This window comes from Luteibacter sp. E-22 (genome assembly GCF_049913125.1).
Lineage (GTDB): Bacteria > Pseudomonadota > Gammaproteobacteria > Xanthomonadales > Rhodanobacteraceae > Luteibacter.
The window spans coordinates 2,925,498-2,949,380 of the sequence record NZ_CP183975.1 but is presented as its reverse complement, the minus strand read 5'-3'; the positions used below and the strand labels follow the sequence as shown (position 1 = coordinate 2,949,380).

Below are 23,883 nucleotides of genomic sequence, written 5' to 3'. Positions count from 1 at the left end.
GCATTTGATTCGAATTTTCGAGGGCCGGCATACTAAGGTTCCCAAAGACTGGGCAGGCGTAGTACGCCGGGCTGTTCAGTTCCCCACTTTCTTTCCGTTGCAGAGCGCGGTCAACCAGGCGCTGGTCGCCGTGGTCGGGAATCATCGTGTTTCGGATGAGCTTGCTAGCTTTCCCACATTCCGATCCCGGAACGGAACTCGTGGCGGTTCGATCTGGCTCTGGGATGGCACTACATCGACGATGCTGGATCGACCTCTGCGGGAAGACGAGTATTGCTTGCCCGTGCGAGGGATTGTAAGCGCGCCGTTACTTGTGGAGCGTATAGAAATCGGATATCGCCCACAGGCAAATGATCGGTGGCTTTGATCAATCCCTTAGCGTTCCCCGCACCTGCAACGCATGCCAGCGCGGAATCTCGACATGATATTCTGAGCGATGGACCCGGATTGAATGATGAGACTGATTGACCAGTTAGATCCAAGGTGGGGAGCTAGGGCGAGGGAAGATATTGATGAGGCGCTGAAGTCCTCTCCCTATTTTGATGATCCATAGGCTCCCCATGTGGATTCGACTAAAGCCATGAGACTTTCAATAGGATTGTTCGTATGTCCGCACTGCGAATCCCGGACCGAGCGACCGGTACTTCATCCGGGTGTCTATGGGGAGTTCTTGCTGTGGAGTGAAGATGGACAATGCCGATACATGAATGCCTTTGGTGATCGGGCTTACTCGGAAGTTGGAAATATCGTCGATCACGTTACAGGAGGTGCGACGGCTACGTGGCAAGGCACCGATAAGCTCCAGCGAATTTTTGGTTCAATCGCATGTGATCGATCGTCGGAGGGTTATACATTCGAGATGCGTCGACTATCTCGCTGCCAAAGATGTCACGAACATTTCCTCCGGTTCGGTGGATATGCCGATCCGATTGCGGTTGTCGACTTGTCCATTCCACTTGTTTCGCACGTCGAATGGGAAAGCCTCATGCCGGCGGAAAAGCAGGTAAGGGTCATCGGTGCCTTGCGGGAAATCGATTCCGCATAATGATGTGGCCGTTTCCCATAGAACGATTGAATCGGTGTGAAGGCAGGGCATGGAAAGATACAGATTGCGGTCCTATTCTACTTCGACATCTGAACGTGCGAGCTGTTCGTGTTATAGCCAGCGGTGTTGGAGCGGAGCCGCATAGGAAACGAATCCATCAGCCATGAAAATCAGTGAGCCAACTACAATTTTCGATCCCTATGAATGGTTGCCGGGATACGGTGAATCCAGTGTGGCTATTGTTTCCAAAGGCTTGGAGCTCGCAATAGCAGTCAAGTACGACTACGAAGATCCTTCGTCTAGGGAGATGTGCATCGCCGAACGAACATTTCTGTTCGATTACGCGACGGCGTTTCTAAGGCAGCCATTTCCTGGGGGCTTCGCGTTCGAAGTCGTAGGTGAGGCTTCAGGATTGAAGCTTGGCAGACTCACGGAGTTTCGATGTTCGGAGTATGTAGACCACTATTTAAGGGCTAGAGCAACCGTCACGGCTCATCCACCGCCGCCGGTGAGGCACTTCTCTATCCAGTTCCTCTCTGAGAACCTGGACGTGCATGTTCTCGCGTCGGACGTGCGCTTGAGTGGCGAGATTATCGTCACCCGAGGTATTCAGCCGGCACTCGCGATGTCAGCCAAACCCCATTCTCCGCCTGAAAGAACGTGAACCCGGCCCGGTACATTGAGCCGGTATGAACCGTAAGAACGATGGGCTTTCCGTGTCGGGCCCCAACTCTCGATGCTGTAGCCTCGTCGCTCGACAGATGCACGTAATGCCTTGCGCCAGATACGAGGCCATGTATCCGGATCGATTCGATATGGCGGGTTGCGGTACCGTGATAAAGCACGTCCGGGGGTGCCGCTTCGGCATATCTGATGTTCGCGCTTGCCGCAGAATGCCCCTGAGCAGCACGGATCCGCAGGCCATCGTGTGACAGCGTGAAGCGTTTCTTATCGCTTGTGCAGACGACTTCCCCGATGATTCTTGCATCCAGTCTCATGCCGGCTTCGGCGGCACACTGGATGAGTTCTTCGACCTCTGCCCATCCATCATTGTCCAATTTCAGTCCAATGGTTTCCGGTGCATGCCGAAGGATGAAGCTCAGATATTTACTTGTACGAACTAGCTTCGGGTCTTCCATGGTTTCGTCCGATGTGGGGTTACCTGATAGAAGCGTAGCTCACCTTCCTAAAGGCTTCTCGAGGGGCGCCGATAGAGCTGTCGGACGATCTCTGGCTCGAGGTGTCACGGGTTGACTTGGCAACTCGTATATCTGAGTGGCGACTACTCGAGTGGGTATCCTGCGGGCGATACCGTCCGGTCGAGTGCGGGGTGTGAAGGTGGGATGGCGGCATGCTAAAGGTCTATACCGAGTGAATGCGGAAGATCCATTTGATATTTTCTCAGATGTGTCCGAGACATCTCTGGGAAGAGTTGTCTCGGCACGTGCTGTGCTCGTCATACGCGATGCACGAGCAATTCTTGTTCCCACTCTCGAATCCTTCGTCGTAGGCGACACAGCTCACGCCGTGGAAGTTTACTGCCCAGGACTTGAAAAGCTCCTCGACTCGAAGGTCGGTGGCTGGGTGGGTGGCCCGGCGCGATACTCCGACGTGGTTGAGGTCACGGGTGTTTTGGCCAAAGCGACTACCCGTGCGAGTGCGCTATCGCTATCCGGCCTGAGCCGGATGGTGCTAGAGCGGGACGGCGAGGCGTACGCGATCATTTGAGATGGCATGGGAAGGTCTCGCGCTTATGCGATGGGCGCTTCTGGTGTTGCGCCTAAACTTAAGCATTCCCAATGCGTGCTTGCGAGGTGGACCAGGTCTACGGAGATAAAATTCATCGATCGCGAAGAAATGTACTCGGTAGGGGCGGATAATGGAGGGCTTTTCTTGTGCGTACTCATTGAGGGCGTGTGGGCATGGGGGAGAAGAAGATCCTGATGGATGACACGATGAAGCGACAGTTTGACGAGGATTCCCTCGGACCTGCGTACATGGGTAGACAGGATGCGTTGCGGCTCGGGTTACCTCTGAGAGGGCCCAGGTACAAATGACTAAAAACTGTTACTTCTTTTCGGATGGCGACCTTCCTTCCGGCTTCGCCATTCCCGCGGAATTCCGTGCCTTTGTTTTGGCGGATGAGAGGCCCGATGTCGGATCCTGGTGGTTCCTTTGCGACTACCCGCTACACGCGGATTTCTGGATAGCTACACTCCGGGAGCAATATCCAGAGCGACAGCTTGTGCCGTTTGCAAAGATGGAGGACACGGATGACGTTGCTTGCTTTGATGGCACCGACCTTTCTGAGTCCCCAAAGATCGTTTATGTCCACGCGTTCGCCTCGCCAGGTTGGGAAGTGAGGGGCTACGCTCCGGACTTTTCTGCCTGGTTGGTGGAGTCTATGGTTCAGTGAAAGCAGGGGCGCCGCGCAGATCCCCCTAAAGCTTTCCCCCACCAAGCCGATAAGCCCATCGAACGACCCCTCGGGCGATGCGCGCCAAGGGTCCCAACGGTACGGACGATGGCGAAGAAATCCTCCAAAGACACGCCCCGCGCCCCGCTCACGCTGGATGCGGACTTGCGTATCGGCAGCGCCCCGGCCCTGCGCGAGACGCTGCTGGCTGTCCTGAGCGCGGGGCAGGCGGTCGAGATCGACGCGGTCGCCGTGGCCCAGACGGACACCGCCGCCCTGCAAGTGCTCGCGGCGTTCTCGCGCGACGCGCGTATCGCGGGCGTTCCCGTGGCCTGGACCGGGGTCAGCGACACCCTCCGCCGTGGCGTGTCCACGCTCGGCCTCGATGCTTTGATTGAACTGCCGGCCCAGCCCGGCGTGAACTGAAGGTGCTCCCATGGCAAAGATTCTTGCGGTAGACGATTCGGCTTCCATGCGCAGCATGGTTGCCTTCACCCTGCGTGGCGCCGGCCACGACGTCGAAGAGGCCGACAACGGCCAGGCGGCGCTGGATTCGGCGGGTAACCACAAATTCGACCTGATCCTCGCCGACGTGAACATGCCGGTGATGGACGGCATCACGATGGTTCGCGAGATCCGCACGCGTCCGGGTTACAGCGGCGTGCCGATCCTCATGCTGACCACGGAGTCCAACCCCGAGAAGAAGATGGAAGGCAAGGCCGCCGGCGCCACCGGCTGGCTGGTGAAGCCGTTCGATCCCGACCAGCTGCTGGCCACCGTGGCCCGCGTGCTCGGTTAATCCGTTCCAAGACGTTCCGGCAATCCAGGGTCCACCCATGTCCAAAGTCGATCTGGCGCAATTCCACAAGGCGTTCCACGAAGAGAGCCTCGACGGTCTCGACGCCATGGAGCAGGCCCTCCTCGCGCTGGACGAGGGCGCCGACGATCCGGAACTGATTAACGTCGTGTTCCGCGCCGCCCATTCGATCAAGGGTGGCGCGGCGACGTTCGGCTTCACCGACGTGGCCGCCTTCACCCACGTGGCGGAAAACCTGATGGACGAGGTCCGCAGTGGCCGCCGTCCGATGGAAAAGGCCGTGGTGGAACTGCTGCTCCGCTCGGGCGATACCGTGCGCGACATGCTGGCGCTGTCGATGGCGGGCCAGCCGGCGGCCACCGCCGAGAGCCAGGCCTTGCTGGCCGAGTTGTCGGCCATGGTGTCTGGAGGCTCCGCCGCGCCGGTGGCCGCGAAGGCCTCCGCGGCCGCCGAAGCGATCGAAGGCTGGGACATCGCCTTCCGTCCGTTCGATTACCTGCTGAAGACCGGTAACGACCCGGCGCGCATGTTCCGCGAACTCGGCGCCCTCGGGCCGCTGAGCGTCGAATGCGACGCCAGCAAGCTTCCCTCGCTAGCCGACATGGACGCCTCGTCGTCCTACCTCGGCTGGACACTTCGCCTCGACGCAGGCGCCAAGCGCGCGGCCGTCGAGGGCGTGTTCGACTGGGTGGACGGCGACTGCGACCTCACACTGACCCCGCGTATCGCCGCGCCGGCACCGGTCACCGCCGCACCGGCTGCGGCCACCGCGCCACGCGCCGTGCGCGAACCGGCCGCCAACAGCGAATCCAGTTCGGTCCGCGTCGGCATCGAGAAGATCGACACGCTGATCAACCTCGTCGGCGAACTGGTCATCACGCAGTCGATGCTGAGCCAGTTTCACGACGGCGTGGACGCATCGCAGCTGGAAATGCTCCGCCATGGCCTCGCCCAGCTCGGGCGCCATACGCGCGAGTTGCAGGAAAGCGTCATGAGCATCCGCATGCTGCCGATCAGCACGGTGTTCAACCGTTTCCCGCGCCTGGTCCGCGACCTGGCGCAGAAGCTCGACAAGAAGGTTGTGCTCGACCTCCGTGGCGAGACGACCGAACTGGACAAGACCGTGCTGGAGAAGATCGGCGATCCGCTGGTCCACCTGGTGCGGAACGCCATCGATCACGGCCTGGAAGTGCCGTCCAAGCGCCTAGCCTCGGGCAAGGGCGACACCGGCACGCTGCGCATGGAGGCCTTCCATCGCGGCGGCTCCATCGTGGTGGAAGTGGCCGATGACGGCGCCGGCCTGAACCGCGACGCCATCGTGGCCAAGGCCATCCAGCGCGGCATCATCGCCTCGGGCGACGGCATGTCCGACGACGCCGTGGCCGACCTCATCTTTGAGGCCGGCTTCTCCACCGCCGCCGCCACCACCGACCTTTCCGGCCGTGGCGTGGGCATGGACGTGGTCCGCCGCAACGTCATGGATCTCGGCGGCACCGTCGGCATCCGCAGCGTGCAGGGCAGTGGCACGACGTTCACGATCACCCTGCCGCTCACCCTCGCGATCATCGATGGCCTCACCGCCGCGGTGGGCGAGGAGACTTACATCGTGCCGCTGGTCTCTATCGTCGAATCCGTGCAGGTGAAGCCGGATGCCGTTCGCAGCGTGGCCGGTGGTGGCGAATTGTTCCGTTTCCGCGAGCACTGGCTGCCGATCGTCCGCCTGTTCGACGTCTTCGGCTGCGCGGGGCGCCGGCGCCCTCTGGACGAAGGCATCGTCATCGTGGTGGAAGGCGAGGGGACACGCATCGGCCTGTTCGTCGACGAGTTGATCGGGCAGCAGCAGGCGGTGGTGAAGTCGCTGGAGGCCAATTATCGCCGGGTGGCTGGGATTTCCGGTGCGACGATCCTGGCCGACGGCTCGGTGGCGTTGATCGCGGATGTGACGGGGCTGGTTCGCATGCAGGGGCGGCGCAAGGCTGCCTGAGTCGCTGTGCGAGCTGCTTAAGGTGGCAGCCATTTAAGGGGGCAGCCCGATTTTGTGGGAGCCGACCCTGTCGGCGATGGGTGCTTGCGGTGACCTGGCCCGCTGCCGCGGGATCGCCGACAAGGTCGGCTCCCACCAGAGCAAGGCCCCCACCAGAGCAAAGGTTCGCCCAGAGTGGGCATCCCACCAGAGCCGCCTCAGGGTTCTTGGCCAAATACGGCGCACTTCGCCCTCAAGTCCCTGCGGCGGCGGCCGATACCCCTGGGGAAGGGGTCCCGAACCGCCGATCCGATCCGCCGTGGGAACGACATGAACCAGCAAGCCAGCTACGCCACCGCTACCGACGCGTCCGACGAGGCCGCGCAGTACCTCACCGTCAACCTCGGCAGCGAGGAATACGGCGTCGATATCCTCGCCGTTCGCGAGATCCGTGGCTGGACACCGGTCACGCGCATTCCGCAGGCACCGTCCTACGTGCTGGGCGTGCTCAACCTGCGTGGCGCCATCGTCCCCGTGCTGGACCTGCGCCTGCGCTTCGGCCTGGCCTCCGAGGAATACACCGCCACCACCGTCTGCGTGATCGTGATGGTCGCCGGCCGACAGTTCGGCGTCGTGGTCGACGCGGTCTCCGACGTGATCGACGTGCTGCCGGGCGCGGTCCGACCGGTCCCCGACATGGGCACCACGGTGGACACCGAATACCTCAAGGGGCTGACCTCCGTCGGCGAGCGCATGGTGCTGCTGCTCGACGTGGATCGCCTGTTGCAACCGCAAGACGCCCAGATGCTCGAGGTCGCCCTGGCCTCGCCGGAAGTGAAAGCCGTCGCCTGAGCCTATGAACGCGCCGGCGGCCGCGGGCCGGCCGGCATGTGATGCCCGGTTTGCCTTTGCCGCACTTTGCCGATTGGAATCGTGATGAAGAAGTTCAAGTTCAAAGTTCCCGCCCTGACCGTCCGCGGCCGTCTCTACGGCGTGCTTGGTTTGCTCACGCTCATGTTGCTGGGCGGCGCGGCCGTCGGCCTGGGCGCGATGCACTTCCAGAACGAAGGCATGCGCCAGATCTATCAGGAGGAACTCGTTCCTTCCGAGATGCTGACCCGCATCAACACGAACTCGCTGATGTCCTTCATCGTGCTGGGCGAGGCCGCGGCGAAGGTCGGCAATCCCGACCAGGTGAAGCAGAAGGTCGCCGAGTTCCAGAAGTACCAGGCCGATATGGACGCCACCAAGGTGGAGTTCCTGAAGGTTCCGATGTCCGCCGACGTCAAGAAGCTCTACGACAAGTGGCAGGCGACGAACGCGGACTATGACCAGGCGAAGTCGGACATGGTCGACGCGTTGAACCAGGGCGACCAGGGTGCGTCCGACGTGCTGGAACTCCAGGTGCGTCCGCTGTTGATGGATCGCCAGAACCAGCTGACCAAGCTGGTCGAGGCCAAGCGCGACGAAGCGGCAGCCATCTACGCCAAGGAGAGCGCACAGTACAAGACCGTCCGCGCACTCAGTATCGCGTCGCTGGCCATCGGCCTGTTCGTCTGCCTGCTGATCGCCGTGCTGGTGATCCGGTCGATCATCCGTACCCTTGCGCTGACGGTGGACGTCGCGCACCAGATCGCCGAGGGCAAGCTGGGCCACGACATCCAGGTCACCCGCAACGACGAACTCGGCCAGCTGCAGGCCGCGTTCCGCGCGATGGACGAGCGCCTCAGCGCCATCGTCTCGGAAGTGCGCCACGGCTCCGGTTCGGTCAGCACCGCCGCGCAGCAGATTTCGCGCGGCAACGACGACCTCTCGCAGCGCACCCAGGAGCAGGCATCCAGCCTGGAGGAAACCGCTTCGTCGATGGAGGAGATGACCTCCACGGTGAAGCAGAACGCCGAGAACGCCAGCCACGCCAACCAGCTGGCCCGCGGCGCGCGCGAGCAGGCCGAGCGCGGTGGCGAGGTCGTCGCGCAGACGGTCGTCGCCATGCGCGAGATCAACAGCTCGAGCAAGAAGATTTCCGACATCGTCAGCCTGATCGACGAGATCGCCTTCCAGACCAACCTGCTGGCGCTCAATGCCGCGGTGGAAGCCGCGCGTGCGGGCGAGCAGGGCCGCGGCTTCGCCGTCGTGGCGACCGAGGTGCGCAACCTCGCCGGCCGCTCGGCCAACGCTGCCAAGGAGATCAAGGGTCTCATCAACGACAGCGCGAGCAAGGTCAAGACGGGTTCCGAACTGGTCGACCAGTCGGGCAAGGCCCTGGCCGAGATCGTCGAGAGCGTGAAGAAGGTGACCGACATCGTCGCCGAGATCGCCGCCGCCAGCTCCGAGCAGTCCGCCGGCATCGACCAGGTGAACCACGCCGTGCTGCAGATGGACGAAATGACCCAGCAGAACGCCGCGCTGGTCGAGGAATCGGCCGCCGCCGCACGCGCTATGCACGAGCAGGCCACCGAGCTCAGCCGCCAGGTCGCCTTCTTCCAGATCGCCGGCCAGGCCTCCGCCAAGGCGGCGGGCAAGGGTGTCCGCAAGGACGTCGCGAAGGAAGAGATGGAAACCGTGTTCGCCGCCGTGCGCAGCGCGCCGGCGCCGCGGGCGCCGCGTCCGGCGGAGTCCGCCGACGCCGGTGCGTGGAAGGAGTTCTGATCGATGAGCGCGCTCGTCAACAACGGCGATACCGTCGGGCTGGCGAGCGCGACGGGGCCTAGCCTCGGCGAAGCCGAATTCACCTTCCTTCGCGAGTTCGTGCTGCAGCACTGTGGCATCTCGCTCGGTGATCACAAGCGCCAGCTGGTCCAGGGGCGCCTGCTCCGCCGCCTTCGTGCGCTGGGCCTCTCCGGCTTCGCCGGTTACTGCGACCTGCTGCGCCGCGATCCCGCGTCCGAACTCGGTGAACTGGCCAGCTGCATCAGCACGAACGTCACCTCGTTCTTCCGCGAGATGCACCATTACGACATGCTGGTGGATGAGCTCCTGCCACGCTGGCTGGAGGAAAAGCGCGGCGGCGGCCGCCTGCGCATCTGGTCCGCGGGTTGCTCCACGGGCGAAGAACCGTATGCCATCGCGATGGTGCTCGCCGAAGCACTCGAACGCACCGGTGCCAACGTGGATGCGAAGATCCTCGCCACCGACCTGTCACCGCAGGCCCTGGAAACCGCGCGCAAGGGCATGTATGCGGTCGACCGCCTCGCCGGTGTCAGCGACGCACGTCGCAAACGTTGGTTCCTGCGTGGTGAAGGCGCCTACGACGGCTATGCGCTGGTGCATCCGCGCCTGCGCGAGCTGGTTTCGATCCAGCCGTTGAACCTGTTGCACGAGTGGCCGATGCAAGGCCGGTTCGATGCGATCTTCTGTCGCAATGTGGTCATCTACTTCGACAAGCCGACGAAACAGCGCCTGTTTTCCCGTTATGCCGGCATGCTGGAAAGCCGCGGCTACCTGTTCCTCGGTCACTCGGAATCCATGTACGGACTATCCGAGGACTTCGACCTGATCGGCCGGACGGTCTACCGGAAGCGTACATGAGCGATACGTTCGTCGTACAACCACGAACCTTTGCGGGCTTCGACCCGAAGAGCGTGCTACCGGGCTTCGAGCACGTGCGCCGGTTCTGGGACCCGGCGCAGGAAGTGGTCACGGTGAAAATCCTGCCGGGCGAGTATTACGTCAGTACCCAGGAAGAAATGATTTCCACGGTGCTGGGTTCCTGCGTGTCGGCGTGCGTGCGCGACGTGCGTCGTCGTATCGGCGGGATGAACCACTTCATGCTGCCCGAGCCGGCAGGCGAGCGCGACAGCTGGAGTTCCACGGTCGGCCGCGCCGCGCGCTACGGCAACGACGCCATGGAACAACTGATCAACGCCATCCTCAAGGCCGGCGGCAAGCGCGACGACCTCGAGGTGAAGATCTTCGGCGGTGGCCGCGTGCTGGCCACCATGACCGATATCGGCCAGCGCAACATCGCCTTCGTGCAGCGCTATATCGCCACGGAGAAGCTGAAGCTGTGCGCGGCCGACGTGGGCGATATCTACCCGCGCCAGGTGCAGTTCTTCCCGGTGAGCGGCAAGGTCCGCGTACGCCAGTTGCGTGCCACCCACGACCACAGCCTGGCCGATCGCGAAAGGCGATACCTCAAGCGATTGGCCGACGATCCGATAAAGGGAGAGGTGGAGTTGTTCTGACGCATGCCGTCGGGGGCCTCGCCTCATCATCGTTTCACCACCGAGTTGCAAGAGCCCATGCAGAAAGTACGCGTTCTCATCGTCGACGATTCGGCCCTGGTACGTAAGGTGCTGTCGACCATGCTCGAGTCCGATCCGGGCATCGAGGTGGTGGGTACCGCCGCGGACCCGCTGATCGCCCGCGACAAGATCAAGCAACTCAATCCCGACGTGCTCACGCTCGACGTCGAGATGCCGCGCATGGATGGCCTTACGTTTCTCGAGAACCTGATGCGCCTGCGGCCGATGCCGGTGGTGATGGTATCGACGCTGACCGAGCGCGGCGCCGATGTCACGCTTCGCGCACTGGAACTGGGCGCGGTGGATTTCTTCACCAAGCCCGCCGCCGACCTGGCCAACACCTTCATGGAGCACGCGCCCGAGATCTGCGCCAAGGTGCGGTTGGCCGCTGGCGCCAAGCCGCGTGAACGCACCGCGGTGGCCAAGCTCGACGTCGCGCCGCGGCTTTCGGCCGACGCGGTGCTGCCGCGCGCGCAGACCGCGGGCAGCCGTGGCGGCACGCGGATCATCGCCATCGGTGCTTCCACCGGCGGCACGGAGGCGATCCGCGTCGTGCTCGAAGCCATGCCGCCCACGGCACCGCCCATCGTCATCACCCAGCACATCCCGGCGGCTTTCAGCGGTCCGTTCGCCGCACGCATGGATTCATGCTCCGCGATGCGTGTGTGCGAGGCTCGCGATGGCCAGCCCATCCAGCCGGGCCATGCGTACATCGCTCCCGGCAGCCAGCACCTGCTGGTGATGTGGGACGGCGCACGCCACGTTTGCCGCCTGCACGACGGTCCGCCCGTGAACCGGCACAAGCCGGCCGTCGACGTGCTGTTCCGTTCCATGGCGGCCAGTGTCGGCGCCGCCACCATCGGTTGCCTGCTGACCGGCATGGGCGACGACGGTGCGCGCGGTCTTGGCGAGCTCAAGGAAATCGGTGCGCCGACCCTGGTCCAGGACGAGGCCAGTTCCGTCGTCTGGGGCATGCCGGGCGCCGCGTGGAAGGCGGGTGCCGCCAGTGAGATGTTGCCGCTAGACGCCATCGCCGCGCGCCTGCTCGCGCTTGCCCATACCCCCGTGCCCGCCGCCGCCCGCGTCGGCACCTGAATAACGAGATGTCATCATGTTGATCCCCAAGAACGAGCACTCCGTCGGCTTCACCGCCAGTGCGATCGCGCTGGTCCTGGTCCTGGTGTTCCATTCGGCCTGGGTCGCCCCGGTCGTGGTGGCCCTTCTGACCGCGACCTGGATCGCGATCAGCCTGCGTTCCGCCCCCGTGCCCGAGGTGGAAGTGGTGCTGAGCAGCCACGCCAGCGACGAGGCGTCGGTGCGCGAAGCGATGGAAGACGTCCGTAGCGCCATCGTCGACGAACTCGGCCATGCCAGCCGCGAGCTCAACCAGGCGCTCGACCTGCTGCGCGATGCCGTCGCTGAACTGGGTGGCGGCTTCAACGGCCTGTCGCACAAGACCGGCAAGCAGCAGAAGTTGCTCAGTGAAATCATCGAGGGCGGTGGCAAGGGCATTTCGGTGCAGGACTTCGCCGACCGCACCGCCGGTCTGCTCGAACACTTCGTTGGCCTGATCGTGCAGCTGTCGCGCGAGAGCCTGCGCATCGTCTACCGCATCGACGGCATGGCGAAGGAAATGGACGCCGTGTTCGCGCTGCTTAAGAACGTCAACACGATCGCGGAAGAAACCAACCTGCTCGCGCTGAACGCGGCGATCGAGGCCGCGCGCGCGGGCGAGTCCGGCCGTGGTTTCGCGGTGGTGGCGGGCGAGATCCGCAACCTCGCCCAGCACAGCAACCAGTTCAACGAGAAGATCGGCACGCACGTGGAGCGTTCGCGCACCGCGATGGAGCAGCTGCGTGAGCTCGTCGGTCACATGGCGTCGCAGGACATGAACGTGGCACTGTCCGCCAAGGGCGGCATCGACGAGATGATGTCGACCATCACCGAGTCCAACGCCCGCACCAGCGCGGCCGCCGACGAGGCCGCCTCGATCAACCGTGGCCTGGGCAACGACGTCTCCACGACGATCCGTTCCCTGCAGTTCGAGGACATCCTCAGCCAGTTGCTGCACCAGACCCGCTCGCGCCTGGTCGAGCTCCAGGAAATCACGGCCGACTGCACCCGCGACATCGAGGAACTGGCCTGCGCGCCGGCCGACGCCAGCGAGCTTGGCGCCCGTGCCCAGCGCGTCCGTTCCCGCCTGGCCGAGCAGCGTGAGCGTGCCCGCCTGCGCTCGCGCGGTCCCGCCCTCCAGCAGTCCATGGCTGCCGGCGACATCGATCTGTTCTGAGGAAAGCATCCATGGCCATCAACGTGCATCACGACACCGAACAGGGCTGCCTCACCCTTCATCTGGGCGAGCGCTTCGACTTCTCGATCCATCGCGCTTTCCACGACGCCTGCCTGGGCGAGGTCAGCCCGGCGCGCAGTTACGTGCTGGATCTGGAACAGGTCACCGGCATGGACAGCTCGGCGCTGGGCATGCTCATGCTGCTGCGCGAGCACGCCGGCGGCGACCGCGCGGAGATTCGCATCGTCAATGCGAGTGCCGACCTGCGTAACACACTGCGCATCGCTGGTTTCGACAAGCTTTTCACCGTGCACTGAAGCGGCATTTCGACCGATACGGTTTCACGGAACGCCCCGGTTCGCCGGGGCGTTTTTTTGTCTCCGAGCTTTCGGCTCGGCTTCGCCCTCGCGTTCGTTGTGTGCGTGGCGGGAGCCGACCCTGTCGGCGATCCCGCGGCAGCGGGCCCGGTCGAGGCAAGTACCCATCGCCGACAAAGTCGGCTCCCACCAGAGCTTCGGCTCTCATCACCTTCTGCCGAAAATTCATGGTGGAAGGCCATTGGATTGCCGCTTTTGCGCACTTCGGGGAACGGTCTGGGCGTCTGATGAGTACGGGTGTGACGAGGGTCACAGTCGATGTTCGGCTCCCATATGGCAGGGGGCACTACCCAGGGCGCATGCGCCCAAGGAGTGATCATGAGCGAGCAGAAATTCACGAAGATCCTTACCCGTACCTTGCTGGCGAGCTGCATCCTCGCTGCTTCGGTATCCATCACGGCCTGCAGCGGCCACGGCTCCACCCGGTCGGGCGGCGGCTCGGGCGGCACGGTGAACCCCGGCGGTGCCGGCGGGACGGGTGATGGCGGCGGCGGAACGGGGGGCGGAACCGACGGCGGAACGGGGGGCGGGACCGGTGGCGGCACGGGCGGTACCGGTGGAGGTACAGGCGGAACCGGCGGTGGCGGCACAGGTGGTGGTGGTGGCGGAACCGGCGGCGGTGGCGGCGGTACGGGTGGTGGTGGCGGTGGTGACGGCGGCGGTGGAGGTGGCGGCACAGGTACGCCCCCGCCGAGCAACGCCGTGGGCGCGATCGCCACGGGTGCCGGCAACATCGTTTCCGCCATCGGCGGCGCGGTGTCGGGCATCGGTACCCAACTGCCCTCGACCACCATCCTCGGTGGCACGAGCGGTCTCACCAACGGTCTCGGCGGCGCCGTCGACGGCCTTGGCGGCGCCGTGACCACGCTCGGCGACGGCATCAGCGATGGCCTCGGTCAGATCGGCAACACTTCCGATCCCATCGGCACGACCACGGACAGCCTCGGCAACGTCGTCGTCCAGGTGGGTGGCGCGGTGAATGACCTCGGCGGTGGCGTGAGCACCGTGGGTGCGGGCACGCCGATCACCCCGATCACGAGCGCCCTGGGTACCACGGTGTCCTTCGTCGGTTCGGGCGTCGAGCAAGTCGGCGGGAAGCTCGACGGCGTGCTGGAATCGTCGGCGGTAGGCTCGCTGACGCAGACCCTCAGCGACGTGGTGACGCCTATCGTCGGTGCCGTCGGTGATAGCACGTCGCCGGTTCCTTCGGGCAACCTCATCGCGGCGGCGGGCAATGCCTCGGGCAGCCTGGTCGGCGGCGCGAGCACGGGCATTTCGAGCCTGGGCGCGAGCCTTGCCGGCGCACCGGTGCCGGGTCAGCTGGGCGGACTCACCTCGACCCTTGGCGGCACGGTGGAAAGCGCGGGTGGGGCACTCGCTCCGTTGAGCACGGGCCTGTCCTCCGGCCTGGGTACCGCGGCCCCGGGTGCGGGTAACACCGTGGGCACCACGCTCGCGGGCGCGACGGGCACGGTCGCCGCATTGGGTGGCACGGTGTCCGGTGTCGGTTCGGGCACGCTCGCACCGCTGGCGCCGTTGACGACGACGCTGGGCGGTGCCGTGACGACCATCGGCAACGGTGCGACCGCGGCGGTCAATTCGGGCGGTGCGCTTTCCGGTGTCACCGGTGCGGTCAGCACGGTCGTCAACGGCGTCGCCGGTGTGACGGGTACCGGCACGACCAGTGGCGGAAGCACCGGCGGCACGGCCGGGCTCGGTGGCGTCGTTGGTGGCGTGACCAACACCGTGGGCGGCGTCGTCGGCGGCTTGGTCGGCGGCCTGACGGGTGGCGCCATCGGAGGCACGACCGATGCAGATAACGGGGGCGCATTGAAGGGCCTGTTCGGCAAGCGCCGCTAGGCGGCAGAGCGGCGGCGGGCGGTGCGAACGCATCGTCCGCCGCGGCCTTCGGGCACGTGCGCGAGGCGGTTGCCCGCGCTTGAGTCAGTCATCAGGGAGAGTCCATGAATCGATGGTTCGGCTGCCTTCTGGGCATGACCGTCGTGTGTTCCTCGCAGGCGCAGGTACGCGCCCCCGCCAATCCCTTGCAGACTCTTCCCCGCACGGAGACGCCGCAACAGGCGCCGTCGGTGAAGGTAAACGTACAGGCGCCTACCCGCGCGCTGGAAGCTTTACTCGCCAGGCACCTGACACCTTCGCGCTTCGACGTGACCGGTGTGACGTCGATCCCGTTCGTCGAGGTGGCCGCCGTGTTCGCGCCGATGCGCGGCAAGGACACGACCGTGGGCGAACTGATCGCCGCGGCCGATCGCGTCACCGCCATGTACAAGACCCGCGGCTACGCCTTGTCGTTCGCCTTCGTGCCGAACCAAACGTTCGCCGGCGGCGTGGTGAAGATCCAGGTCGTGGAAGGCTACGTCTCCAGCGTGGACGTGCGCGGGGACGCGGGTAACCTCGATGCGCGCATCCGCGCGATGGCTGCGCACATCGTCGGCGAGCGCCCGTTGCGTCAGGAAACCTTCGAGCGCTACACGCAGTTGCTCGGCCAGTTGCCCGGCCTGAAGGTCGCGGCGAACGTGGCTCCGCCCACGACCACCGATGGTGCGGCGAAGCTCGACCTGGACGTGAAGCGGCAACGCTACGACCTGACCTACGGCCTCGACTTCAACCATCCCGGTGTACAGGGCGTGCTCTCCATCCTGGAGAACGGGGCGACGCCGCTCGGCGAACAACTGAGTCTTTCCACGCTGTTTCCCAACGGCGGTGGCCAGCGCCTTTATTCGGCGGCATACCTCCAGCCGATAGGCTCCCGTGGTTGGCAGGCGAAGCTGGATGCAAGCCGTTACTGGGGGCAGCCCGATACCGACGAACAATTGCCGTCCTACCTCGATCACCGGCTGACGCAGGAGCGGCTCGCTCTCTCGGCGATCTATCCGTTGGTATTGAACAATACGCAGCGGATCAACCTCACGATGGGAATCTACGCGTCGCGCCAGGACGACCGCTATCGCAACGTCGATACTGGTGTGATGCTCGCCTTGCAATCCAGCGTTCGCGTGCTCAATGCGGAACTGTCCTGGCTCAAGGTCGGCGAAAAGACGTCGCGGCAGTTCGCTTTCGCCATCGCGCACGGATTCGACGGGATGGGGGCGTATTCGCGGGCGGTGAGCAATGTAGGTGTGCTTGGCATCGCGATGCCCGACGTGACATTCACCCGCTACACCGCGAATTTCGGTTGGTCGAAGGAGTGGGCGCACCGGTTCGGCACGGTGCTCCGTGGCACGGGCCAGTACAGCGACGACGCCCTCCCGTCGACGGAACAGATCAACTTCGGTGGTCCCTCGTTCGCCTATGCCTATGATCCGGGCGATGCGGCGGGCGACAGTGGCTGGGCCGTGTCCGCGGAGGCCAACCGTAGCTTCGTGTCGGGCTCGAAGTGGATCAAATCCGTCGTCCCCTATGTCGCGTACCAGACGGCGCGTGTCTACCTCAACGGGGCACGGCCGCTCATCGACCGGCTGGATTCCGCGGCCGTCGGGGTGCGTGCTTCGGACAGCAAGCACTATTCCATCGATTTCGCCTTGGCCTGGCCGACCGGCGACAAGCCGCCGGAAAGCAACGACCGGGACAAACGCTGGAACCTCACCTTCAGTTACAAGCTGATGTAGCGGCCCCCACCAAGCCTTCACGATAGCGGGGTGAAGATCGTGCGACCCAGCCGCGCCGAGCCCCGCCATGCCGCTCTCCCTCCACCCGCCGCCGATCCGTTTCGACGAGGCACTGGAGCGCGTCGAGCCGGACGAGGCTGAAACCGTCGAGCAATTGATCGAGACCCTCACCCGGATCAACCAGACCACGCTGGACCACGACAAGCACGCGCACCGTTCCGTGCACGCCAAGAGCCACGCCTTGCTCACCGGGGAACTGATCGTGCCCGGCGACCTGCCAAGGGAACTCGCCCAGGGCATTTTCGCGCGAGAGGGGCGTTACCCACTGGTCATGCGGCTGTCGACGGTGCCAGGAGACATCCTCGACGACAGTGTCTCCACCCCGCGTGGGATGGCGGTAAAGATCATCGGCGTGGAAGGCGAGCGCTTGCCCGGCGGCGAGGGCGATGTGACCCAGGATTTCGTCCTGGTCAACGGACCGGTGTTTTCCGCGCCGAACGCGAAGCGCTTCGCCAGTTCGCTGAAGCTCGTCGCGGCGACGACCGATCGCGCGGAAGGGGCCAAGAAGGCGTTATCGGCCGTGCTTCGCGGTACCGAACGCGTGATCGAGGCGTTCGGCGGAAGGAGTGCCACCTTGCTCGCCCTGGGTGGCCAACCGGAGACCCATCCGCTGGGTGACACGTACTACAGCCAGGTGCCGCTGCGTTTCGGCGACTACGTAGTGAAGCTGTCCATCGCTCCGCACTCGCCGAACCTCACCGCGCTGACCGACGCCGAACTCAACGTCAATGGCAAGCGCAATGGATTGCGCGAGGCGATGGTGGAGCATTTCGCCAGCCAGGGCGGGGAATGGGAAGTACGCGTGCAGTTCTGCACGGACCCGGAAACCATGCCGATCGAGGATGCGTCGGTGGCGTGGCCGGAAGAGAAGAGTCCCTACATCGACGTGGCGCGTATCGTGTTGCCGCCACAGCCCGCATGGAACGCCGTCCGGCGCGCGGCGATCGACGACGGGCTGGCCTTCAGTCCCTGGCAGGGCATCGCCGCGCACCGTCCGCTCGGTTCGGTGATGCGTGCGCGCCGCATGGCGTACAAGGTGATGGCGAGGTTCCGTGCGCACCACAATGGGGTGACGATCCGCGAGCCGCGTTCCATCGCCGATCTGCGGATCTAGGGCTTACCAGCCCATGTAATGTCCGCCGTTGATGGCGAGGTTGGACCCGGTGATCCAGCTGGATTCCTCGGAGGTGAGGAAAGCCACGGCATGCGCGATTTCCTCGGGACGGCCCAGCCTGCCAACAGGGATCTGCGCCACGATCTTCGCGCGGATGTCCTCGGGCACGGCCATCACCAGGTCGGTGCCGACATAGCCCGGCGAGACGGTATTCACGGTGATGCCGAAACGCGCGTTTTCCTGTGCGAGCGAGATGGTGAAGCCATGCACGCCCGCCTTGGCCGCCGCGTAATTGGCCTGGCCGTACTGGCCCTTCTGCCCATTGATCGAGCTGATCTGGACGATTCGGCCCCACTGCCGGGAGCGCATGCCTTCGATCACCGGACGGGTGACGTTGAAGCAGGCGTTGAGGTTGGTGTTCACCACCTCGGTCCACTGCTGGTAATCCATCTTGTGGAAGGTGGTGTCGCGGGTGATGCCGGCGTTGTTGACCAGGATCTCCACCGGCCCGGCGAGGTCTTCCACCGCGCGGATCATGGCTTCCGCCGAAACGGGGTCGGACACGTCACCCGGCACCATCACGACATCGATGCCGTCGCGGATCATGTCTTCGCGCCAGGCGGCGGCGCGGGCCTCGTCGCGGTAATTGGTGGCGACCCGGTGACCCTGCCGTGCAAGGTAACGCACGATCGCCGTACCGATGCCGCCCGTGCCGCCGGTCACCAGTGCCGTGCGCTGCGTTATGCCTTGCTTCATCCTCGCCTGATTCCTGTGATGGCCCGTCAGCCGGGCAAACGATTCTTATAACGTCGGGCTGCGGGTAAGGCTACTGCGGCGTAGCGCCGCAGGTTCGAATCCATTCAGAGCCTCGCGCAGGAGGGTGGCCGGATCGGTCGCCCCGGCAGCCACGTCGACGCCTAGCCGTCCAAGCGCCCTGCGCAATGCAGGTAGTGGATCGGCGGGGTCCACGGGCTGCGCGGCCGTCGACTTGGATAGTTTCCGACCCTCGGCGTCGAGGACCAGGGGCAGGTGCAGGTAGCCTGGAAGCGGCAGCCCGAGCAGGCGTTGAAGGTAAATTTGCCGGGCCGTCGATTCGAGCAGGTCGGCGCCACGTACCACGTGGGTCACGCCTTGCTCGCTGTCGTCGACCACACAGGCCAGCTGATAGGCCCAAAAACCTTCCACGCGGCGGATCACGAAATCGCCAGCCACCTCGCGCAGGTTTTCCTCCTGGTGGCCCTGGAGGTCGTCCTGCCATCGGATCGTGAGATCGGGTGTGCGCAGCCGCCATGCCGGCGGGCGCGAGGGATCGGCTGGTCCGACGCAATGGCCGTCGCGATGGATGCCTCCGTGGGCGGCGAGGTCGGCCCGGCTGCACCAGCAGGGAAACACGTGCCCGTCCTGGCGGAGTCTTTCGAATGCTGCTTCGTACAGGTCGCCCCTGAGCGACTGGTAGACCGGTGGCCGGTCGGGCGACAAGCCGAAGGCATCCAGGGCGGAAAGGATCGTGGCGGCCGATCCGGGAACCTCGCGTGGCGGATCGATGTCTTCGATGCGCACGAGCCATTCCCCGCCGGCATGGCGCGCGACCAGCCAACCCCCCACCGCGGCCACGAGCGAGCCGAAATGCAGGGCGCCGGTCGGGGAGGGCGCGAAGCGTCCGCGGTAGCGTTGGTGTGTCATCGGAAAGCGGGTTGAGAGGTTTCTCATTAGCCATGCGGCGTCGGGCGGACAGTTTAGGCGATGCCGGCGTCCGACCACCCGCACCGGGACGGCTTTCCGTTGGGAGCCGTGGCCTCCGGCATTGAATGTTCAGCGTTCGCCCCGAAAACTTGTACCAGGCGGCGCCATACGCCAGCCGCCATGAGAGAGACAGCCATGTTCAAACGTATTGCTTTGTTCGTCGCGACCAACCTCGCGGTCATCGTCCTGCTAACCAGCGTCTGCCATGTGCTGGGGATCGACCAGTGGGCCGCCCAGCGCGGCATGGGTATCGGCGGCCTGATCGTCTTCGCCTCCGTGTTCGGCATGGGCGGCGCCTTCGTGTCCCTGGCCATCTCCAAGTGGATGGCGAAGATGTCCACCGGCGCCAAGGTCATCACCGAGCCGCGCAACGAGTCCGAGCGCTGGCTGCTCGAGACGGTGCGCCGCCACGCCGAGAAGGCCGGCATCGGCATGCCCGAGGTGGCGGTGTACGACGCCCCCGAAATGAACGCCTTCGCCACCGGCATGAGCCGTAACAACGCCCTGGTGGCGGTGAGTACCGGGCTGCTCCAGCAGATGGACCGCGAGCAGGTCTCGGCCGTGCTCGGCCACGAGATCGGCCACGTCGCCAATGGCGACATGGTCACCCTGACCCTTATCCAGGGCGTGCTCAACACCCTGGTGATCGTGCTGGCCCGCGTGGTCGGTCGCGTCGTCGACAGCTGGTTGAGCGGTGGCCGCGATCGTGACGGCGAGGGCGGCATGGGCTACTTCGTGGTGGTGATGGTCCTGCAGATCGTGTTCGGCCTGTTCGCCTCGATCATCGTCATGTGGTTCTCGCGCTGGCGCGAATTCCGTGCCGACGCGGCTGGCGCCAACCTGGCCGGCCGTGCCTCGATGATCTCGGCCCTGCAACGGCTGTCGGCCAACCACGGCGACACGACGCTGCCGCAGACGATTCAGGCCTTCGGCATTTCCGGCCACCTGGCGACCGGCCTCAAGCGCCTGTTCATGAGCCACCCGCCGATCGAGGAGCGGATCGCCGCGTTGCAGAACGCGCGCTGAGGCTGGCCGGATCGCCGACCCCGTCGGCGATCCGGGAGCGGAGTTCCCGGCCCCGGGGCATTCCAACGACGGGCCTCCCTTTTTTCGGCCAAGCCCCGCCCACATAATCCGGTGTCTGTCCCACCCTGAAGGAACGGCACCGTGAGCCAGGAAACCCGTAAGTTCGAAGCCGAAGTCGCCCAGGTCCTGCACCTGGTCACCCATTCCCTCTACTCGCACAAGGAAATCTTCCTTCGCGAGCTGATCTCCAACGCCTCCGACGCCTGCGATAAGTTGCGGTTCGAAGCGCTGGCCGATCCCAGCCTTACCGATGGCGATGCCGACCTGCGCATCCAGGTCAGCTGGGACCCGGAGGCGCGAACCATCAGCGTCCGCGATAACGGCATCGGCATGAGCCGGGACGAGGTCGTCGCCAATATCGGCACGATCGCCAGCTCCGGCACCCGGCGTTACCTGGAAGCCCTTTCCGGCGAACAGAAGGCCGACGCCCGCCTGATCGGCCAGTTCGGCGTGGGCTTCTACTCCGCCTTCGTCGTGGCCGACAAGGTCACGGTGATCACCCGCCGGGCCGGCCTTCCCGCCACCGAGGGCGTGCGCTGGGAAAGCGACGGCAAGGGCGAGTACAGCCTCGAAGACACCAACGTCACCGAGCGCGGCACCACGGTGGTGCTGCACCTGAAGGCCGACGAGGACGAGTTCCTCAAGGCCTGGACGCTGCGTGGAGCGATCACCAAGTATTCCGACCACGTGGCCTTCCCGATCCGCATGCCCGCCGAAAAGGACGGCAAGCCGGACCCGACCGAGTGGACGACGATCAATTCGGCCTCCGCGTTGTGGTCCCGTCCCAAGAGCGAGATCACGGACGAGGAATACCAGAACTTCTACAAGGCGCTGGGCCACGATTTCAACGATGCGCTGGCCTGGACGCATAACCGCGTCGAAGGCAACCAGAGCTACACGACGCTGCTCTACGTGCCGGAGCAGCCGCCGTTCGACCTGATGATGGGCGGACGCGACGAGCGCAAGGGGTTGAAGCTCTACATCAAGCGCGTCTTCATCATGGACGCGGCCGAGGAGCTCCTGCCGAACTACCTGCGCTTCGTCCGCGGTGTCGTCGATGCCGACGACCTGCCGCTCAACGTCAGCCGCGAAATTCTCCAGCAGAATCGCCAGCTGGAGCGGATCAAGACCGCCTGCGTGAAGCGCGTGCTCGACCTGCTCGAGAAGATCTCGCGCGACGAGCCGGAGAAGTTCGCCACCTTCCTTGCCGGCTTCGGTAATACGCTGAAGGAGGGCATCGTCGAGGACACGGCGAATCGCGAACGCATCGCCAAGTTGCTGCGTTTCGCGTCCACGAAGGGCGATGGCGCGGCGAAGACGGTTTCCTTCGATGACTACATCGGCCGCATGGCGGTGGGCCAGGACACGATCTGGTACGTCACCGCCGATAGCTACGCGGCCGCCGCCGGCAGCCCGCAACTCGAAGCGCTGAAGGCCAAGGACATCGAAGTCCTCCTGATGTCCGACCGCGTGGACGAGTGGATGCTCGGTTACCTGACGGAATACGAAGGCAAGCGCTTGCGTAACGTCGCCAAGGGTGAGTTCCCGCTGGACGAAGCCGACAAGGTGAAGCAGGAAGCCGCGGCCGCAGAGGCCGCACCGTTGCTGGAACGTACGAGGAAGCTGCTCGGCGATCGCGTGGGCGACGTGCGCATCTCGGCACGTCTTACCGACTCGCCGTCGTGCCTGGCGCTGGCCGACTTCGACTTGGCTCCGCACCTCGCACGCCTGTTGCGCGAAGCCGGCCAGGATGTGCCCGAATCGAAGGCCGTGCTGGAACTCAATCCGGAGCATCCGCTGGTGAAGCGGCTGGCTGGTGAGAGCGACGATGCGAAGGCTGGCGATATCGCGGGGCTATTGCTCGAGCAGGCGGAGATCACCGCTGGCGCGCAGCTTGCCGATCCGGCGGCGTTCGTGCAGCGGATGAATCGGGTGTTGCTGGGTTAGTCGTAACGAAATCGCCGACAGGGTCGGCTCCCACCAGGCAACCAAGCCCCCACCAAGTCTCGGGGACCAGCTTGGTGGGATCTGGCCTGGTGGGAGCCGACCTTGTCGGCAATCCCGCGGCAGCGGGCCAGGTTGCGGCAAGCACCCATCGCCGCTGAAGCGGCTCCCACAGATAAGCAGGGCCCCTTGCACGAATGACAGTCCGCAGCGGCCGCTGTTATCGTCGCAATACATGTCCGCCCTGCTGATCCTCTTCGTCTGCCTCGCGCTCGGCATGCTGTGCCGGCGCTTCGTCGCGCTCCCCGAAGGGATCGTGCCGGGGATCAACTGGTGGGTGCTGAATATCGCGCTGCCGGCGCTGGTGCTGGCCCTCGTGCCGAAGGTGACGGTCGACGCGCAGCTATGGTTTCCGGTCGCGGGCATGTACGTGACCTTCTTCGGCGCCTGGGCCGTGTTCGCCACGCTCGGCAAGATCCTCGCGTGGTCGCCGCACCGGGTCGGTTGCCTGGCCCTCGTCTGCGGGCTCGGCAATACCTCGTTCATGGGCTATCCGATGATGGAGGCCTTGCATGGCAAGGCGGGCCTTTCGATCGCCGTGATCGCCGACCAGCTTGGTTGTTTTCCGCTGCTGGCCGCGGGGGGCATCGTCGTGGCGTCGATATATTCCGGGCGGGGTGCGAGCCTTCCCGCGATCGCACGGCGCGTGCTCACCTTCCCCGCGTTCCTTGCCTTGGTGGCCGGTGTATTCGTGGGCCTCGCCGGGGGCTGGCCGGAGGCAGTGGAGAAGCTGTTGCTGCAGATCGGCCAGACGCTGACACCGTTGGCGTTGTTTTCCGTGGGCCTGCAATTCAGCCTGCATCTGCGCCGTGAGCAGATCGGGCCGCTGCTCGCAGGGCTCGGTTGGAAGCTGCTGTTGGCGCCCCTGGCCGCGTTGGGCATCGGTCTGGCCGCGGGCGTCGGGGGCCTGACGCTCACGGTAGGGGTTCTCCAGGCGGCCATGGCGCCGATGATCTCGGCGGCGATCCTTGCCGATCAGTACGGGCTGGAACCACGCCTGGCCAATACCGTCCTCGGTGCAGGCATCCTGCTGTCCCTGGTGACGATCCCGGTGGGCAACCTGTTCCTGCCGACGGGCTGAGCCTTGGCAACACA

Annotated in this window: 20 protein-coding genes; 17 read left to right on the top strand and 3 right to left on the bottom strand. The window is 64.8% G+C overall.

The genetic code is table 11. The features are described from left to right. The first annotated feature begins 1,208 nt into the window (after positions 1-1,208). Positions 1,209-1,709 carry a hypothetical protein gene (locus tag ACN9M2_RS13230; RefSeq protein ID WP_426287976.1) on the top strand — a complete coding sequence of 167 codons (501 nt, stop codon included), beginning with the start codon at positions 1,209-1,211 and terminating at the stop codon, positions 1,707-1,709. Here the strand turns inward: ACN9M2_RS13230 and ACN9M2_RS13225 are convergent. After that, the gene (locus ACN9M2_RS13225) at positions 1,642-2,184 is read right to left on the bottom strand and encodes an RNA 2'-phosphotransferase (RefSeq protein ID WP_426285170.1); all 543 of its coding nucleotides are present in this window, start codon (positions 2,182-2,184) and stop codon (positions 1,642-1,644) included. The two genes, ACN9M2_RS13230 and ACN9M2_RS13225, sit on opposite strands and share 68 nt — an antisense overlap. Positions 2,185-3,569: 1,385 nt before the next feature. Between ACN9M2_RS13225 and ACN9M2_RS13220 the strand changes: the two genes are divergently transcribed. The 13 genes from ACN9M2_RS13220 to ACN9M2_RS13160 all read left to right on the top strand — a co-directional run bounded on the left by ACN9M2_RS13220 (position 3,570) and on the right by ACN9M2_RS13160 (position 17,955). After that, complete coding sequence (locus ACN9M2_RS13220; RefSeq protein ID WP_426285169.1) at positions 3,570-3,887, top strand: STAS domain-containing protein; 318 nt, start codon at positions 3,570-3,572, stop codon at positions 3,885-3,887. Between the two features lie 10 nt (positions 3,888-3,897). After that, positions 3,898-4,260 (top strand): response regulator, encoded by a 363-nt coding sequence (locus ACN9M2_RS13215; protein WP_306850379.1) that lies wholly within the window; start codon positions 3,898-3,900, stop codon positions 4,258-4,260. Between the two features lie 37 nt (positions 4,261-4,297). After that, positions 4,298-6,262: a chemotaxis protein CheA gene (locus ACN9M2_RS13210; RefSeq protein WP_426285168.1), complete on the top strand. Its 1,965-nt coding sequence runs from the start codon at positions 4,298-4,300 to the stop codon at positions 6,260-6,262. A 309-nt stretch (positions 6,263-6,571) separates the two neighbouring features. Next, positions 6,572-7,093 (top strand): chemotaxis protein CheW, encoded by a 522-nt coding sequence (locus ACN9M2_RS13205; protein ID WP_426285167.1) that lies wholly within the window; start codon positions 6,572-6,574, stop codon positions 7,091-7,093. 84 nt (positions 7,094-7,177) lie between these two features. Further along, positions 7,178-8,890: a methyl-accepting chemotaxis protein gene (locus ACN9M2_RS13200; RefSeq protein WP_426285166.1), complete on the top strand. Its 1,713-nt coding sequence runs from the start codon at positions 7,178-7,180 to the stop codon at positions 8,888-8,890. 3 nt (positions 8,891-8,893) lie between these two features. Beyond that, positions 8,894-9,769, top strand: coding sequence for a CheR family methyltransferase (locus ACN9M2_RS13195; RefSeq protein ID WP_426285165.1), 876 nt, complete (start codon positions 8,894-8,896; stop codon positions 9,767-9,769). Then, entirely contained in the window at positions 9,766-10,425 is a 660-nt protein-coding gene (cheD, locus tag ACN9M2_RS13190) for a chemoreceptor glutamine deamidase CheD (RefSeq protein ID WP_426285164.1), read from the top strand. The genes ACN9M2_RS13195 and cheD overlap by 4 nt, the downstream gene beginning before the upstream one ends. Before the next feature lie 57 nt (positions 10,426-10,482). Further along, positions 10,483-11,580 carry a protein-glutamate methylesterase/protein-glutamine glutaminase gene (locus ACN9M2_RS13185; protein WP_426285163.1) on the top strand — a complete coding sequence of 366 codons (1,098 nt, stop codon included), beginning with the start codon at positions 10,483-10,485 and terminating at the stop codon, positions 11,578-11,580. Positions 11,581-11,596: 16 nt separating this feature from the next. Continuing rightward, positions 11,597-12,775, top strand: coding sequence for a methyl-accepting chemotaxis protein (locus tag ACN9M2_RS13180; protein WP_426285162.1), 1,179 nt, complete (start codon positions 11,597-11,599; stop codon positions 12,773-12,775). 11 nt (positions 12,776-12,786) lie between these two features. Then, on the top strand, positions 12,787-13,092 hold the full coding sequence (locus tag ACN9M2_RS13175) for an STAS domain-containing protein (RefSeq protein WP_426285161.1): 306 nt from the start codon (positions 12,787-12,789) through the stop codon (positions 13,090-13,092). A gap of 378 nt (positions 13,093-13,470) precedes the next feature. Further along, positions 13,471-15,012 (top strand): collagen-like triple helix repeat-containing protein, encoded by a 1,542-nt coding sequence (locus tag ACN9M2_RS13170; protein WP_426285160.1) that lies wholly within the window; start codon positions 13,471-13,473, stop codon positions 15,010-15,012. 104 nt (positions 15,013-15,116) lie between these two features. Beyond that, positions 15,117-16,781 (top strand): ShlB/FhaC/HecB family hemolysin secretion/activation protein, encoded by a 1,665-nt coding sequence (locus tag ACN9M2_RS13165; protein WP_426285158.1) that lies wholly within the window; start codon positions 15,117-15,119, stop codon positions 16,779-16,781. Positions 16,782-16,848: 67 nt separating this feature from the next. Continuing rightward, entirely contained in the window at positions 16,849-17,955 is a 1,107-nt protein-coding gene (locus ACN9M2_RS13160; protein ID WP_426285157.1) for a catalase family protein, read from the top strand. 3 nt (positions 17,956-17,958) lie between these two features. On the opposite strand, the gene phbB is transcribed toward ACN9M2_RS13160, so the two are convergent. Together phbB and gluQRS are read right to left on the bottom strand one after the other, a co-directional pair. Next, entirely contained in the window at positions 17,959-18,699 is a 741-nt protein-coding gene (phbB, locus tag ACN9M2_RS13155) for an acetoacetyl-CoA reductase (protein ID WP_371023320.1), read from the bottom strand. 57 nt (positions 18,700-18,756) lie between these two features. Next, positions 18,757-19,638 (bottom strand): tRNA glutamyl-Q(34) synthetase GluQRS, encoded by an 882-nt coding sequence (gene gluQRS, locus ACN9M2_RS13150; protein ID WP_426285155.1) that lies wholly within the window; start codon positions 19,636-19,638, stop codon positions 18,757-18,759. 195 nt (positions 19,639-19,833) lie between these two features. Between gluQRS and htpX the strand changes: the two genes are divergently transcribed. The 3 genes from htpX (at position 19,834) to ACN9M2_RS13135 (ending at position 23,869) form a co-directional block, all read left to right on the top strand. Then, on the top strand, positions 19,834-20,724 hold the full coding sequence (htpX, locus tag ACN9M2_RS13145; protein WP_426285154.1) for a protease HtpX: 891 nt from the start codon (positions 19,834-19,836) through the stop codon (positions 20,722-20,724). A 141-nt stretch (positions 20,725-20,865) separates the two neighbouring features. Next, positions 20,866-22,731 (top strand): molecular chaperone HtpG, encoded by a 1,866-nt coding sequence (gene htpG, locus ACN9M2_RS13140; protein ID WP_426285153.1) that lies wholly within the window; start codon positions 20,866-20,868, stop codon positions 22,729-22,731. A 232-nt stretch (positions 22,732-22,963) separates the two neighbouring features. Continuing rightward, positions 22,964-23,869 (top strand): AEC family transporter, encoded by a 906-nt coding sequence (locus ACN9M2_RS13135; protein WP_426285152.1) that lies wholly within the window; start codon positions 22,964-22,966, stop codon positions 23,867-23,869. The last annotated feature ends 14 nt before the right edge of the window (positions 23,870-23,883 follow it).

Coding starts and splice junctions, on each gene's coding strand:
- ACN9M2_RS13230 (WP_426287976.1), top strand. CDS start 1,209: ATGAAAATCAGTGAGCCAACTACAATTTTCGATCCCTATGAATGGTTG.
- ACN9M2_RS13225 (WP_426285170.1), bottom strand. CDS start 2,184: ATGGAAGACCCGAAGCTAGTTCGTACAAGTAAATATCTGAGCTTCATC.
- ACN9M2_RS13220 (WP_426285169.1), top strand. CDS start 3,570: ATGGCGAAGAAATCCTCCAAAGACACGCCCCGCGCCCCGCTCACGCTG.
- ACN9M2_RS13215 (WP_306850379.1), top strand. CDS start 3,898: ATGGCAAAGATTCTTGCGGTAGACGATTCGGCTTCCATGCGCAGCATG.
- ACN9M2_RS13210 (WP_426285168.1), top strand. CDS start 4,298: ATGTCCAAAGTCGATCTGGCGCAATTCCACAAGGCGTTCCACGAAGAG.
- ACN9M2_RS13205 (WP_426285167.1), top strand. CDS start 6,572: ATGAACCAGCAAGCCAGCTACGCCACCGCTACCGACGCGTCCGACGAG.
- ACN9M2_RS13200 (WP_426285166.1), top strand. CDS start 7,178: ATGAAGAAGTTCAAGTTCAAAGTTCCCGCCCTGACCGTCCGCGGCCGT.
- ACN9M2_RS13195 (WP_426285165.1), top strand. CDS start 8,894: ATGAGCGCGCTCGTCAACAACGGCGATACCGTCGGGCTGGCGAGCGCG.
- cheD (WP_426285164.1), top strand. CDS start 9,766: ATGAGCGATACGTTCGTCGTACAACCACGAACCTTTGCGGGCTTCGAC.
- ACN9M2_RS13185 (WP_426285163.1), top strand. CDS start 10,483: ATGCAGAAAGTACGCGTTCTCATCGTCGACGATTCGGCCCTGGTACGT.
- ACN9M2_RS13180 (WP_426285162.1), top strand. CDS start 11,597: ATGTTGATCCCCAAGAACGAGCACTCCGTCGGCTTCACCGCCAGTGCG.
- ACN9M2_RS13175 (WP_426285161.1), top strand. CDS start 12,787: ATGGCCATCAACGTGCATCACGACACCGAACAGGGCTGCCTCACCCTT.
- ACN9M2_RS13170 (WP_426285160.1), top strand. CDS start 13,471: ATGAGCGAGCAGAAATTCACGAAGATCCTTACCCGTACCTTGCTGGCG.
- ACN9M2_RS13165 (WP_426285158.1), top strand. CDS start 15,117: ATGAATCGATGGTTCGGCTGCCTTCTGGGCATGACCGTCGTGTGTTCC.
- ACN9M2_RS13160 (WP_426285157.1), top strand. CDS start 16,849: ATGCCGCTCTCCCTCCACCCGCCGCCGATCCGTTTCGACGAGGCACTG.
- gluQRS (WP_426285155.1), bottom strand. CDS start 19,638: ATGACACACCAACGCTACCGCGGACGCTTCGCGCCCTCCCCGACCGGC.
- htpX (WP_426285154.1), top strand. CDS start 19,834: ATGTTCAAACGTATTGCTTTGTTCGTCGCGACCAACCTCGCGGTCATC.
- ACN9M2_RS13135 (WP_426285152.1), top strand. CDS start 22,964: ATGTCCGCCCTGCTGATCCTCTTCGTCTGCCTCGCGCTCGGCATGCTG.